The organism is Streptomyces anulatus (assembly GCF_000721175.1).
In the GTDB taxonomy this organism is placed as follows: domain Bacteria; phylum Actinomycetota; class Actinomycetes; order Streptomycetales; family Streptomycetaceae; genus Streptomyces; species Streptomyces anulatus_C.
Genome location: NZ_JOEZ01000006.1, coordinates 114038 through 129066, shown reverse-complemented (window position 1 = coordinate 129066; position 15029 = coordinate 114038). Strand labels below are relative to the sequence as shown.

8 protein-coding genes are annotated in these 15029 nt (G+C 73.4%); 7 read left to right on the top strand and 1 reads right to left on the bottom strand.

Annotated elements, in window-relative coordinates; translation table 11 throughout:
* Positions 1 to 78: 78 nt before the first annotated feature.
* Positions 79 to 1341: a nucleotide sugar dehydrogenase gene (locus IG90_RS0108045; RefSeq protein WP_030579705.1), complete on the bottom strand. Its 1263-nt coding sequence runs from the start codon at positions 1339 to 1341 to the stop codon at positions 79 to 81.
* A gap of 241 nt (positions 1342 to 1582) precedes the next feature.
* Between IG90_RS0108045 and IG90_RS0108040 the strand changes: the two genes are divergently transcribed.
* The 7 genes from IG90_RS0108040 to IG90_RS0108010 all read left to right on the top strand — a co-directional run bounded on the left by IG90_RS0108040 (position 1583) and on the right by IG90_RS0108010 (position 15003).
* Positions 1583 to 3289, top strand: a complete 1707-nt coding sequence (locus IG90_RS0108040; RefSeq protein WP_030579702.1) for a glycerol-3-phosphate dehydrogenase/oxidase — start codon at positions 1583 to 1585, stop codon at positions 3287 to 3289.
* A gap of 441 nt (positions 3290 to 3730) precedes the next feature.
* Positions 3731 to 5860 carry a serine/threonine-protein kinase gene (locus IG90_RS0108035; protein WP_030579699.1) on the top strand — a complete coding sequence of 710 codons (2130 nt, stop codon included), beginning with the start codon at positions 3731 to 3733 and terminating at the stop codon, positions 5858 to 5860.
* A gap of 232 nt (positions 5861 to 6092) precedes the next feature.
* Entirely contained in the window at positions 6093 to 9131 is a 3039-nt protein-coding gene (locus IG90_RS0108030) for a protein kinase (protein ID WP_030579696.1), read from the top strand.
* A 168-nt stretch (positions 9132 to 9299) separates the two neighbouring features.
* A complete protein-coding gene (locus tag IG90_RS0108025) occupies positions 9300 to 11030 on the top strand; it encodes a serine/threonine-protein kinase (RefSeq protein ID WP_030579693.1) in 1731 nt (576 codons plus the stop codon).
* 103 nt (positions 11031 to 11133) lie between these two features.
* A complete protein-coding gene (locus IG90_RS0108020) occupies positions 11134 to 11319 on the top strand; it encodes a hypothetical protein (RefSeq protein WP_030579690.1) in 186 nt (61 codons plus the stop codon).
* Positions 11320 to 11445: 126 nt separating this feature from the next.
* A complete protein-coding gene (locus IG90_RS0108015; protein ID WP_030579687.1) occupies positions 11446 to 13062 on the top strand; it encodes a succinic semialdehyde dehydrogenase in 1617 nt (538 codons plus the stop codon).
* Between the two features lie 60 nt (positions 13063 to 13122).
* Complete coding sequence (locus IG90_RS0108010) at positions 13123 to 15003, top strand: GMC oxidoreductase (RefSeq protein WP_030579683.1); 1881 nt, start codon at positions 13123 to 13125, stop codon at positions 15001 to 15003.
* Positions 15004 to 15029 lie beyond the last annotated feature (26 nt).

Sequence of the window (15029 nt, the reverse complement as noted above, 5' to 3'; positions counted from 1 at the left end):
CCGCAGGGTAGCAGGACGTTACGTGAACGGTCACCGACAATCTTTCGACGGTCCGTCACCTCTCGGAGCCGGTGTCCGTCAGAGCCGGTGCGCGGCCCCCGCCGGAGTGGCCCCCCGGGTGTCCAGGAGCAGTTGGGCCTTCACCGCGAGGCCCTGGAGGTCGTAGGTGCGGTGCTGCTGGAGCAGTACGGTCAGGTCGGCGGCGGCCGCCGCCTCGTACAGCGAGTCGGCGCGCGGGACCGGGCGTTCGCGCACCCGCCAGTCCAGGACGTGCGGGTCGTGATAGCCGATCTGGGCGCCCATGTCCATCAGCCGGGTGGCGATCTCCCGGGCGGGGGCGGCCTCCTGGTCGGCGCTGTCCGGCTTGTAGGTGACGCCGAGCAGCAGCACGCGCGCGCCCCGGACGGACTTTCCGTGCTCGTTCAGGAGGGTGGCGCAGCGCTGGATGACGTAACTGGGCATCCGGTCGTTGATCTCCTGCGCCAGCGAGACCATCCGCAGCGGGTGCCCGGGGGTGCGGGTGCTGTAGGGCAGGCAGCCCGGGTCCACCGGGACGCCGTGCCCGCCGACGCCGGGTCCCGGGCGGAAGGGCTGGAAGCCGAACGGCTTGGTCTCGGCGCACCGGATGACGTCCCAGAGGTCGACGCCGAGGTCGTGGCAGAGCACCGCCATCTCGTTGACCAGCGCGATGTTGACGTGCCGGAAGTTGGTCTCCAGGACCTTCGTCATCTCCGCCTCGCGCGGTCCGCGGGCTCGGACGACCTTGTCGGTGAGCCGTCCGTAGAAGGCGGCGGCCGACTCGGTGCAGGCGGGGGTGAGGCCGCCGATCACCTTGGGCGTGTTGGCCAGGACGTGGGTGCGGTTGCCGGGGTCGAGCCGGCCGGGGGAGGAGGCGAGGTGGAAGTCGCGTCCGGCGACGAGCCCCGAGCCCTCTTCGAGGAGGGGGCGGAGGAAGTTCTCGGTGGTGCCGGGCGGCACGGCGGACTCCAGCAGCACGGTGGTGTGCGGGCGCAGCCGGGGGGCCAGCGCGCGGGCGGCGTCGCCGAGCGCGGTGAGGTCGATCGCCCGGTCGGGGCCGAGCGGGGTGGGGGAGCAGATCACGGCGGTACGGATCCGGCCCAGCTCGGCGACGTCGGTGGTGGGCCGGAAGCCGCCGGCGAGCATCCGGCGGACCTCGGACGCGGTGAGCGTGCCCTCGACGGGGCTGCGGCCCGCTCTGAGCTCCGCGTAGGGGCGTGGGTCGGGGTCGTAGCCGACGGTGTCGATTCCGGCAGTCACGGCGGCCTGGGCGAGGGGCAGGCCGAGGTGACCGAGTCCGATGACGGCGAGGTCTGCGGGCATACAGGAAGCCCCCTAAGTGCGGAGAGCGAAGATCGCAACTGCTGTGGACAGCGCAATGTCAGACTAGGCGTAAATATGACCTATATGTCGCATTGTGTGGCTCCGGACGCCCGGGTGTTGTCCACAGGCGGTGGCCGAACTCGGGGAGCGCGGACAGAATCGAGGGGTGGACACGGGCGGCCGGCCCCTCGGCCGGGTGGCGCTCCCGTGTCCGACCACCCCGATCCACCGGGAGGCAGCAGTGAGGACAGCGACACTGGGACCCGCCGAGCGCACCGTCGCGCTCGCCGCCATGGCCGAGCGCGAACTGGACGTGCTGGTCGTGGGGGCGGGCGTGGTCGGCGCGGGCACGGTGCTGGACGCCGCCACCAGAGGCCTCTCGACCGGACTGGTCGAGGCGCGCGACTGGGCGTCCGGCACATCGAGCAGGTCGAGCAAGCTGATCCACGGCGGCCTGCGCTATCTGGAGATGCTCGACTTCGCCCTGGTCCGGGAGGCGCTCAAGGAGCGCGGGCTGCTGCTGGAGCGCCTCGCCCCGCACCTGGTGAAGCCGGTGCCCTTCCTCTACCCCCTGCAGCACAAGGGCTGGGAGCGGCTCTACGCCGGCTCCGGCGTCGCGCTGTACGACGCGATGTCGGTCTCCTCCGGCCACGGCCGCGGCCTCCCCGTCCACCGCCATCTCTCCCGCAAGCACGCCCTGCGGGTGGCCCCCGCACTGAGGAAGGACGCCCTGGTCGGCGCCCTCCAGTACTACGACGCCCAGATGGACGACGCCCGCTTCGTCACCGAGCTGGTCCGCACCGCCGCGTCCTACGGGGCCCAGGTGGCGAACCAGGCCCGCGTCGTCGGCTTCCTCCGGGAGGGCGAGCGAGTCGTGGGCGCGCTCGTGCGGGACGTCGAGAGCGGCACGGAATACGAGATCCGGGCCAAGCAGGTGGTCAACGCCACCGGCGTGTGGACCGACGACACCCAGGGGCTCATCGGCGAGCGCGGGCAGTTCCACGTCCGGGCCTCCAAGGGCATCCACCTGGTCGTCCCCAAGGACCGCATCCACTCCTCGACCGGGCTCATCCTGCGCACCGAGAAGTCCGTCCTCTTCGTCATTCCCTGGGGCCGGCACTGGATCATCGGCACCACGGACACCGACTGGGACCTGGACAAGGCCCACCCGGCCGCCTCCAGCGCCGATATCGACTACCTCCTCCAGCGCGTCAACTCCGTCCTGAACACCCCGCTGACCAGGGACGACGTCCAGGGCGTCTACGCCGGACTGCGGCCGCTGCTGGCAGGCGAGTCGGACGCCACCAGCAAGCTGTCGCGCGAGCACACCGTCGCCCACCCCGCCCCCGGCCTGGTCGTCGTGGCGGGCGGCAAGTACACGACGTACCGGGTCATGGCCAAGGACGCCGTGGACGAGGCGGTGCACGGGCTCGACCAGCGGGTCGCCGCCTGCGTCACCGAGGACATCCCGCTGCTGGGGGCCGAGGGATACAGGGCCCTGTGGAACGCGCGCGCCCGGATCGCGGCCCGGACCGGACTCCATGTCGCCCGGGTGGAGCATCTGCTCAACCGGTACGGCTCAATGACGGAGGAAGTCCTGGAACTGATCCTCGCCGACCCCACCCTGGGCGACCCCCTGCCCGCCGCCGACGACTACCTGCGCGCCGAGATCGTCTACGCGGCCTCCCACGAGGGCGCCCGCCATCTGGACGACGTGCTGACCCGGCGCACCCGGATCTCCATCGAGACCTTCGACCGGGGCACCCGAAGCGCCCGGCTCTGCGCGGAGCTGATGGCGCCGGTGCTCGGCTGGGACGAGGAGCGGATCGACCGGGAGGTCCAGCACTACGAGAAGCGGGTGGAGGCCGAGCGCGAATCGCAGCGGCAGCCCGACGACCTCACGGCTGACGCGGCCCGGCTCGGCGCACCCGACATCGTGCCCATCTGAGAGCCTGTCGGGTGACCTCTGGCCGGGCGGCCACCCCCTGGCACGCACGCTTCCGGCGATGCCGAAATGCCCTGAAAGCTCCGCTACGAGGACATCCCGGCGCCTGGGAATCGCACGCACCGGAGCGCGTCCGCTTTCCGATCGAAGGCCACCCGGCCGACAGGCTCCGAGGCGGGTCCGGCGGATCAGCCGATCCGTCATGTGTGCTCCGAGCGGGCGGCCACCGCCCGCCGCCCCCGGGCCAGTTGGGCTCCACCGGCCCGGGGGAGGGGCGGGGCGCGCCCGGACCGGCCTGGACGGGGAGGCCGGGTTGGTAGGAGGCTGTGGGGGCTTCCCTCTTCGAGCCGCAGCGCGGCGGACCCCGGACCCGGCACCAGGACCGGTCCCGGGGTGAGGGACAATGAACGCTCTGCCAGGGCGGGTTGATCGCAGAGGGGACGCATGTCGGAGGCGGAGCAGGCACGGGAGCCCCAACGGGACAAGAACGGTCGTCTCCTCGCGGGGCGCTACCGGCTCGGTGAGGTGCTCGGCCGGGGCGGCATGGGTACGGTCTGGCGCGCCGCCGACGAGACCCTCGGCCGCACGGTCGCGGTCAAGGAACTGCGGTTCCCCTCGGCGATCGACGAGGACGAGAAGCGCCGGCTGATCACGCGCACCCTGCGTGAGGCCAAGGCGATCGCACGGATCCGCAACAACAGCGCGGTGACCGTCTACGACGTGGTCGACGAGGACGACCGCCCGTGGATCGTCATGGAGCTGATCGAGGGCAAGTCGCTCGCCGAGGCGATCCGCGAGGACGGCACGCTGACGCCGAGGAGGGCCGCCGAAGTCGGGCTCGCCATCCTCGACGTGCTGCGCTCGGCGCACCGCGAGGGCATCCTGCACCGCGACGTGAAGCCGTCCAACGTGCTGATCGCCGAGGACGGGCGTGTCGTGCTCACCGACTTCGGCATCGCCCAGGTCGAGGGCGACCCGTCGGTCACCTCCACCGGCATGCTCGTCGGCGCCCCCTCGTACATCTCGCCGGAGCGGGCCCGAGGTCACAAGCCGGGCCCGCCCGCCGACCTGTGGTCGCTCGGCGGACTGCTGTACGCGAGCGTCGAGGGCTGCCCGCCGTACGACAAGGGCTCGGCGATCGCCACCCTGACGGCCGTGATGACCGAACCGCTCGACCCGCCGAAGAACGCCGGTCCGCTCACCGAGGTCATCTACGGGCTGCTGGCCCGGGACCCCGACCAGCGTCTCGATGACGCCGGGGCGCGGGCGTTGCTCAACGACGTCATCAACACCCCCGACGTTCCCGAGCCGGCGCCCGCGGATTCCACCCAGATCATGGCGCTGCCGTCGGGGCCCGCCGCCGACCTCCTCGTCAAGCGGACGCCGAAGCAGCCCAAGGCCCCGAAGCCGCCGAAGCAGTCCACCGGCTCGGGCGAGTCCGGCGAAGGCGCCCGCGACCGGCTGCGCGGAGCCCTGCGCTCCGTGCGCAACGCGAAGACCCCGGCCGTGGCGGCGGGAGCCGCGGCGGCCGCGGCCGCGGCGTCGGCGAGTTCCCCGGCCGCCGCCACCGGCTCGCCCGCCGCCCCGCCCAAGCCTCCGTCGCCCCCCGGGACGCCCGCCCCGGGCGCGAAGTCCGGAGCTGTCACGGGGTCAGCCCCGGCGACCGGGAAGGGGGCCGGGGCGGCCCCTGCCGGCGCCCCGAAGTCCGCGGCGACGGCGAGTGCTTCCGTACCCGGGCAGCGCCCGCCGACCCCGCCCGCGTCCACGCGGGCCTCGATCACCGACGTGGTGCCCCGCCGCACCCTCGCGATCATCGCGGCCGTCGTCGCGCTGGCCATCCTCGGCACGGTCCTCGCACTCACTCTCGGCGGCGACGACGCGGACAAGGCCGGCGGCAAGGGCGACACCGCCGCTTCGGCCGGGGCCTCGGCCGGCGGCGCCGACGACAAAAGCGACGACACGGGCGGCGGTTCGGCCGGCGAGAAGGGCGACGGCCAGAAGGAGGGCCAGGGCACGGACGACGGCCGGGCCTCCGAGGACCCCTCCGGCGACGACGTGGACGATCCGGAGTCCGACGACCCCAAGGGCGACGAGCCGGGCGGGGGCGACTCCCTGCCCGCCGGCTACGAGAAGGTCGCCGACACCCGGTTCCACTTCACCATGGCGATGCCCGGGAACTTCAAGCGCACGGCCATAGCGGGCACCAACTCCGGCGGCATCTACAACGCCGGGCAGGGCAGCTTCCCCCGGGTCCAGGTCGACTTCAACAGTTCGCCCAAGGACGACGCGGCGGCCGCCTGGCGCGGGGCCGTCGGTAGCGCCAAGGTCCTCAGCGACGGCTACAAGCACGGCAGCATAAAGAAGGTCGAGTACAACGGCTATCCGACCGTCGCGGACTGGACGTTCGAGCGCAACCACAGCGGCGTCCGGGTCCAGGTGCTCAACCGCGGCTTCAAGGTGGACGCCAAGCGCGGCTACTCGATCATGATCAGCTGCAAGGTGGACGAGTGGGACGGCGAGGAGTGCCGGACGCTGCGCGAAACGGCGTTCGCCACCTTCACGCCCACGGACTGACCGATGGGCGGGCCCGTGAACCGGTGGGCGGGCCCGTGAGCCGGCGGGTATGAAACGTTTGTGCGGGCCGGGTTGGCGCGACCCGGCCCGTCGGCCCGCGTTGCCACGTATCGTAAGAGACCGGAGACCGTACGAAGCCGGTGCAGCAGGTCAATTGCCCGCCGAATGACCGTAACTGACGGATGCGTGCACCTCTGACGGCCGGGGGAACAGCGCGCTCTGGGGAGGCGTCGTGGACGACTACGCGGGTCGGGTGCTTGCCGACCGCTACCGCCTTCCGCTGCCCCCGTCCGACGGGTACGAACTGGCTGAGACCCGGGCGTTCGACACATACAGCGGTCAGGAAGTCCTGGTCCGCCAGGTGCCGTTGCCCGAGATCGTCGACGCGGAGGTGCTCGACGCCGACGGGCAGGCCCCGATGTCCGGTCGTACCACCGGGCGAGCGGTCCGCCGCAGTACGGACCCCGCGGTCCGGCGGGCGATCGAGGCCGCGCAGGCCGCCGCCCAGGTGCCCGATCACCCCCGGCTCGACCAGGTCTTCGACGTGTTCGCCGAAGCGGGTTCGCTGTGGATAGTGAGCGAGCTCGTCGCGGCCCGCCCGCTCGCCGCCCTCCTCGCGGAGCGCCCCCTCAACCCCTACCGGGCCGCCGAGATCGGCTCCGACGTGCTCACCGCCCTGCGGGTGCTGCACGCCCACGGCTGGACCCATCGCAACATCACCGTGCGCACGGTCCTGGTGTGCGACGACGGCCGCGTCATGCTCACGGGCCTCGCGGCGGGCGCCGCCGAGGAGGCGCTCTGCGGGTACGCCCCCGAACCGCGGCCCGACGCCGATCCGGTGGCCGCCCCCACGACGTACGGCATCCCGGCCGTCGAGCCCGCCCCGCCGAGGGAGCTCGGCGGGGCCAACCCGCTCCCGCCGGCCAGGAACGACGCGGATGCGGACCACACGGCGGTCGACAGCTACCAGGGCGACGAGGAGTACGCAGCGGGCGAGGGCTACGACACCCGCGAGGGCCGTGAGCTTCCCGCTCCGCCGCTGCCGCGGGGCTACGCGCCGAGCCGGGACGCCGGCCGGCACGACCTGCCGCCGGGCCGGGCGGCCGGCCCCGCCCCGGGGCGGAGCGCCGAAGGGCAGGAGATCGTCCCGCGCCCCGCCGCCCCCGCCGTCCCGTACACCGCCGTACCGCCCCCCGCCGAGCCGGGCGCCGCGAGCGCCGCCCAGCTGCGGGCCGCCCGCGCCGGAGCCATCGCCGCCTACCGGGCGGGCGCACGGGCCGCCGCCCGGGTCACCGAGGACCGGCAGCAGGGCGACCGCTCCCCGGCCGGCCTCACGAAGTCACCGGCGGAAGAGCGCGAAGCCACCCCGGCCTCCGGAACCGGCACGGACGCCACGGGCCAAGGCACAGCCGCGGGCCCGGGCGCAGGCACCAGCACCACCCACGGCATCACCGGCCCCGAGCCCGAGTCCGACACAGGCGTCCTCCCCTTCCAGCGCCCGGCGGCCCCCGGCGCCCCCGCCCCGGACGCCCCCCTGGCCTCCCGGCTGACCGCCCCCTGGGGCAGCCCCGCCGAGGACTCCTACGACGACGAGGACGACGAGGACGACGAAGAGGGCCCCCGTCCGCCCGGCCGCCGCGTCCACCTCGCGGGGACCTGGGACGACGGGCCCGGTGCGGGGCGGCCCGTCTCCGCGGGCGGATCCGGCCAGGACGCGCTGCGCGCCGACTCCCGGCGGCCCGGCCCGCCGGCCCCCGCGTCCAAGCAGCTCGCCCGCACCGCGCCGCCCCCGGACGGGCGGGCCGCCTCCCGGGCCTGGGAGGACGCCGTCGCGGGCGGCGAACCCGCCGTCTACCGTGGCCCCACCACGCCGCTCGCCGCCGAACGCGCCCGTCAGGCACGGATCGCCGTCGTCGGAGCGGTCACCGAGCGCTGGGCCCCCGAGCAGGCGGGCCCGGTCCACGACAACTGGCAGCTCGCGCCCCCGATCGGCCCCTCCACCGACCTGTGGGCGCTCGGCGCGCTGCTCTACCGTGCCGTCCAGGGCCACGCCCCCTACCCCGAGGAGAACGCGGCCGAGCTCGTCCAGATGGTGTGCGGCGAGCCGCCCGCCTTCGCGGAGGAGTGCGGTCCGCTGCGGCCGGTCGTCGAGTCGCTGCTGCGCCAGGACCCCACGGAGCGGCCGGACTTCGAGGAGCTGCGCGGCTGGCTGCGCTCGCTGGTGCGCTCCGCGCCGGAGCCGGAGGCGGGCGCCGACGTCGTGACGCTGCCCGCGCCCGACGCCGCCCGGCTCCCCGTCGTACGCCGCAGGGGCGAGCTGGTCCGCCGGCGCCGGGGCCGCTTCGGCGGCGGCGCCGCGCACGGCAGACACCGCCAGGGGAAGCGTCAGCAGCCGCCGAAGCGACGTGATGGCGGAGAGCAGCGGGACCGGCAGGACTCGCTGCTGCCGCCCGACCGGTCCGTGCGGATGCCCGTGGAGGCCTGGGAGGAGGAGCGCCCGGCCCGTGCGCCGCGTGCGCCCAAGGGCCCCCGGGTGCTGCGGGAACCGCCGCGCCGGGGCGAGGGATCGTCCTCCCCGCGCAGCCTGGGCCGGCTGCTGCTCATCCTCATCCTGCTGCTGATGGCCGCCGCCGTCGCGTACGCGGTGATGTTCCTGCCGAAGCAGGAGCCGGGCAAGGACAGCGGGGCGCCGGTTTCGCCCACCGGCTCGGCCGCACCGCCCGCCGCCTCCGGGGAGCCCGAGCCGTCCGCCTCGGCGGACGGTTCCGCCGATCCCGGGTCCCAGAAGCCGCAGACCAGCCGGTCGGCCGTCGCGCTCGCCCCCGGCTACGCGCTCCGCAAGGACGCGGAGGGCTTCGAGGTCGGCGTACCGAAGGACTGGCAGCGCAGCCCCGCCAACGCCGACCGTCAGATCCGGTACGGCAGCGACGGGTTCACCCTGCTCGTGGTGCCCGGCCGGGACACGGTGAAGGCGGGCGGCAGCGATCCGCTGGACTACCAGCGGGACAAGGAGCCCGAGCTCCAGCCGTTCCGGGACTCCAGCTGGTCCTCCTCGTCCGGGCTGCGCCGGGTCGACGTCGGCCGGCAGGCCATGGCCGAGGGGCAGTTCACCTGGCAGGAGAGCGGCGGGCGCGAGGTGTACGTCCGTAATCTCGCGATGATCGTGGAGGGCAGGTACCACGTCATCCAGGTCATCGGCCCCGAGGGCGACCGGGACAAGGTCACCGAGATCTACGAGCAGGCTATCGCCTCGTACCGGGTCGGAACCTGATCCTCCGGCCCCCGGGGGCCGCCTGACCGCATGTCATCGTGATCGCCCCGGCGGGCATTGTGCGGTGTGGACAACCATCACAGTGCGGTCTCGTGGGCGATCCCCCGTTCCGCCTCCCCGCTCCGCCTCCGTAATCTGGCAAGCCGAGGAACGGGGCGGGGACATCACGTGGATCGATCACAGGGCACGGACGCGGGACCGGTGCTGGCGGGACGCTACCGGCTGGGCGACGTCCTCGGCCGGGGCGGCATGGGCAAGGTCTGGCGAGCCCACGACGAAGTGCTGCACCGCACCGTCGCGGTCAAGGAGTTGACCGCCGGACTGTACGTCGCCGAGGCCGACCGGCTCGTCCTGCACGCCCGGACGCAGAAGGAGGCCCGGGCGGCGGCGCGCATCACGCACCCCGGCGTCGTCACCGTCCACGACGTGATCGAGTACGACAACCGTCCCTGGATCGTCATGCAGTACGTCGACGGGCCCTCGCTCGCCGACGCCGCCAAGGAGAGCGGCGAGGTCGCCCCGCGCGAGGCGGCCCGCATCGGGCTGCACGTGCTGAGCGCCCTGCGCGCCGCCCACGGCGCCGGGGTGCTGCACCGCGACGTCAAGCCCGGCAACGTCCTGCTGGCGCGCGACGGGCAGGTGCTGCTGACCGACTTCGGGATCGCCGCGATCGAGGGCGACTCCACCATCACCCGTACCGGCGAACTGGTCGGCTCCATCGACTACCTGGCCCCGGAACGGGTACGCGGCGGCGACCCCGGACCGGCCTCCGACCTCTGGTCGCTCGGCGCGACGCTGTACACGGCCGTCGAGGGCACCTCCCCGTTCCGTCGTACGTCCCCGATCTCCACCATGCAGGCCGTCGTCACCGAGGAGCCGCCCGCCCCGGTCAACGCCGGTCCGCTCGGCGCCGTGATCACCGCGCTGCTCCGCAAGGACCCGGCCGACCGGCCCACAGCCGCCGAGACCGAGCAGATGCTGCTGGACGCCATGGAGGGCCGCGAACCCCGGGCCGCCCAGGCGCATGTGCCGACCCAGCGCCTCCCCGAGGACGCCCGGTACGCCTGTCCGGACGGGAACGGTCCCGGCGGCCCGAACAGCTCCCGCGCCTCCGACGGCTCCGACGGCGCCACCGCCCGGCTGCCCGGAGCGGCCCCCGCCACGACTCCGCCGCCCGCCCCCGGCCCGGACCACGTGAACCCGGTCACCGGCCCCGCCTCCGCCCCGGTGACCCGGCGCGCCGGATCCCGGTGGCGCACGGTGCTGGTCGTGGTCGTCGTCGCAGCCGTCCTCGGGGGCGCGGGTGGGCTGTTCGCGATGAAGTACGGGGACGGCTCGGACACCCCGGCCGGCACGGGCGGCGGTGCGGCCGGGGGCAGCACGCCGTCCGCGACGCCGACCACCCCGGAGGCCACCGCCCCCGCGCAGGGGATGCCGGAGATACCCGACGGCTGGCACCGGGTCGACGACCCGGCGGGATTCAGCCTGGTCGTGCCGGAGGACTGGACCCGGCGGTACCAGGACGGCCAGATCGACTACACGCCGGACGGCGGGGCCCACCGGATCCGCATCAGCGTCGACCCGGACCCGGACTTCGACCATCCGTATCTGCACATGCGGAACATGGAGGAGCAGCTCTCCGAGCGGCTGCCGGGCTACCAGCGGATCGGGATGGAGAAGAACACCTTCCGCGACCGGCCGGGCGCCCGCTGGGAGTTCACCTGGAACGAGACCAAGGACCACCCGGGACCCCGGCACGGGATCGACCAGATGTACTACGGCGGTTCCGGCGGCCCCGAGTACGCCCTGTATCTGACCGCCCCGCAGGAGGGCTGGGAGGCCAGCCGGGAGAAGTTCGACATCATGCTGCGCAGTTGGAGCGCCCCGAAGGCGCCGTAGCGAGCCCGGGACCGCCCGGCGGGCGCCCGACGCCCCGCCCGGGTCGCTGAACGGTCACGGCTCCGCGTCCGGTGACCGCCCCTGGTGGTGTCCGGCCCGACGCGTGAACCAGGATGGGGCGCATGACGGATCCCGGGGGACGGGGCAGGCGGCGGAGGACGGCGACGCGATCTTCGCCGAGGTCACCGAGGGGCTCAAGATCCACGCCTTCCCGACGACGCCGGAAAATTTGCGGTCGCTGAGCGTCGCGCGCCAGCCGCCGCCGGGTGGTCGGCCGCATAGCCACTGATCAGCGGTTATGCCGCCAGCGATCACTGGCTCGTTCGAGGCGGGCTTCCGGCAGGGGTGGCGGGTCCTGTGAAAAACTGTTACCCACGGGTACCCAAAGGCTCCGGCTGGACATACTCTCGGCCCCATGACGGACTCGCAGGCCCCTGACGCCCCTCTCGGTACCAACCCCGTGGCGGTCGCCCCCGCCGGTGTGCGCACGGCCGCCGACGTGGTCACCCCCGAGGTGATCGCCCAGCTGACCCGTGGCGTCGTCGGGTCGGGCCGTACGGCCAACCACACCCCCTTCACCGGGGAGAAGCTGGCCGACCTGCCCGAGTCCACCCCCGAGGACGTCGCCACCGCCTTCGACCGGGCCCGCGCCGCCCAGCCCGTCTGGGCCGCCGTCCCCGTACGGCAGCGGGCCGCCGTCCTGCTGCGCTTCCACGACCTCGTCCTGAGCCGCCAGTCCGAGGTCCTCGACCTCATCCAGCTGGAGACCGGCAAGGCCCGCCTGCACGCCCACGAGGAGGTGCAGGCCGTCGCCGTCGCCGCCCGCCACTACGGGCGCAAGGCCGCCTCCTACCTCAGGCCCCGCCGCCACACCGGCGTCGTCCCGACCCTCACCAAGGTCACCGAGCTGCGCCAGCCGCGCGGGGTGGTCGGCCAGATCGCCCCCTGGAACTACCCGCTCGAACTCTCCGTGGGCGACGCGCTGCCCGCGTTCGTCTCCGGCAACGCCGTCGTGATGAAGCCCGACACGGAGACCGCGCTCACCGCCCTGTGGGCCCGCGACCTGCTGATCGAGGCCGGACTGCCCGCCGAGGTCTTCCAGGTCGTCCTCGGCGAGGGCCCCGTCGTCGGACCCGAGGTCGTCAGCCGCGCCGACTACGTCTCCTTCACCGGCTCCACCCGCACCGGCCGCGAGGTCGCCGTCGGCGCCGCGTCCCGGCTGGTCGGCGTCTCCCTGGAGCTCGGCGGCAAGAACGCCATGCTCGTCCTCAAGGACGCCGACGTGGAGAAGGCCGCCGCCGGAGCCGTCCGCGCCTGCTTCTCCTCCGCCGGACAGCTCTGCATCTCCATCGAGCGGCTGTACGTCCACGAGTCGATAGCCGACGACTTCGTCCAGCGCTTCGCCACCCGGACCAAGGCCATGCGGCTCGGCAACGCCCTCGCGTACGGGGCCGACATGGGCTCCCTCGTCGGCGAACGCCAGCTGGAGACCGTCACCCAGCACGTCGACGAGGCCGTCGAGAAGGGCGCGAAGCTCGTCGCCGGCGGCGTCGCCCGTCCCGACATCGGCCCGCTGTTCTACGAGCCGACCATCCTCGACGGGGTGGAGGCGCCGATGTCCGTCTGCACCGAGGAGACCTTCGGGCCGGTCGTCTCGGTCTACCGCTTCAGCGACGAGGACGAGGTGATCGCGCTGGCCAACGCCACCCCGTACGGCCTCAACTCCAGCGTCTGGACCACCGACTCCCGGCGCGGCCACCAGGTCGCCGCACGGCTGCGCACCGGCACCGTCAACATCAACGAGGGGTACGCCCCCGCCTACGGCAGCGTCCAGTCCCCGATGGGCGGCATGAAGGAGTCCGGCCTCGGCCGGCGGCACGGCTCCGAGGGCATCCTCAAGTACACCGAGGCCCAGACCGTCGCCCAGCAGCGGCTGATCCCGCTCGCGCCCGCCTTCGGGATGGACGACGAGAAGTACGCCGCGTTCATGACCCGCAGCCTCAAGGCGATGAAGGCGTTCCGGCTGCGCTGAACGCCCTGGAGGCTTCAGCGGCTTCCGCCCTTTCGTACCGATTCCGTTCCGAGGAGTGCCATGTCCCAGGACAGCCCTGCCCAGAAACAGGCCGTGAACCCTGTGCCGGCCGAGGACGACGCCGCGTACGACTACGACGTGCTGGTCGTCGGCTCGGGCTTCGGGGGTGCGGTGTCGGCGCTCCGGCTCACCGAGAAGGGCTACCGCGTCGGGATCCTGGAGGCGGGCCGCCGCTTCACCCCCGCCACGCTCCCCAAGACCTCCTGGGACCTGAAGAACTACCTGTGGGCCCCCGCGCTGGGCCTCTTCGGCATCCAGCGCGTCCACCTCCTCGGCAACGTCATGGTGCTCGCCGGGGCCGGGGTCGGCGGCGGGTCGCTCAACTACGCCAACACGCTGTACGTGCCGCCCGCCCCGTTCTTCGAGGACCGACAGTGGGCCTCGATCACCGACTGGCAGGACGAGCTCAAGCCGTACTACGACCAGGCCCGCCGCATGCTCGGCGTCCGCCTCAACCCGACCATGACCCCCTCCGACATCCACCTCAAGGCCGCCGCCGAGGCCATGGGCGTCGGCGACACCTTCCACCTGGCCCCGGTCGGCGTCTTCTTCGGCGACGGGAAGGACGCCGACGGCACCGCGAGGACCAAGCCCGGCGGCACCGTCCCCGACCCGTACTTCGGCGGCGCGGGCCCCGCCCGCAAGGCCTGCACCGAGTGCGGCGAGTGCATGACGGGCTGCCGCCACGGCGCGAAGAACACCCTCAACGAGAACTACCTCCACCTCGCCGAGAAGGCCGGGGCGGTCATCCACCCGATGACCTCCGTCGTCGGGATCACCGACGACCCCGAGGGCGGCTACCGCGTCCTCACCGTCCCCACCGACCGCCGCCGCAAGGCGAAGCCCACGAAGCTGCGCGCCCGCAAGGTCGTCGTCGCGGCGGGCACGTACGGCACCCAGACCCTGCTGCACACCATGAAGGACCGGGGTCTGCTGCCCCGGCTCTCCGCGAAGCTCGGCGAGCTGACCCGTACCAACTCCGAGGCGCTGGTGGGTTCCCAGACCAGCGACCGCCGCTACCGCAAGAAGCACGGCATCGCGAAGGCCGACTTCTCGCAGGGCGTCGCGATCACCTCCTCGATCCACCCGGACGACAACACCCACATCGAGCCCGTCCGTTACGGCAAGGGCTCCAACGCCATGGGCGCGATGTCGATCCTCCAGGTCCCCTACGGCGGCCGCCGGGTGCTGGGCTGGCTCGCCAACATGGCCAAGCACCCCACCCTCGCCGTGCGTTCGCTCTCCAACCACCACTGGTCCGAGCGCACCATCATCGGCCTGGTCATGCAGTCGCTGGACAACTCCCTGACCACGTACCGCAAACCGAGCGGCATCGGGAAGGGCCTGCTCACCGCCCGCCAAGGCCACGGCGCTCCCAACCCGACGCAGATCCCGGAGGCCACCCGCAGCGCCACCCTGCTCGCCGAGGAGATCAACGGCTTCGCCGGGTCCAACGTCGGCGAGCTGATGGGCACCCCGCTCACCGCCCACTTCCTCGGCGGCTGCCCGATCGGCGCGAGCGCGGAGGAGGGCGTCATCGACCCGTACCACCGCCTCTACGGCCACCCCGGCATCAGCGTCGTCGACGGCTCCGCGGTCTCCGCCAACCTCGGCGTCAACCCCTCGCTGACCATCACCGCCCAGGCCGAGCGCGCGATGTCCTTCTGGCCCAACAAGGGCGAGGCCGACCCGCGCCCGGAGCAGGACGCGGCCTACGAGCGGCTCACCCCCGTCGAGCCGCTCGCGCCCGCCGTGCCGAAGGAGGCGTTCGGTGCGCTGAAGCTGCCGTTCCTGGGCATCCCCGTGGTGCCGCCGAAGGGGACGGCGGAGGCGGGGGCGGACGTGAAGGGCGTCGGGAACACTCCCGTGCCCAATCCGTGATCTTCCTCCGGGCAACCGTTCGGGGA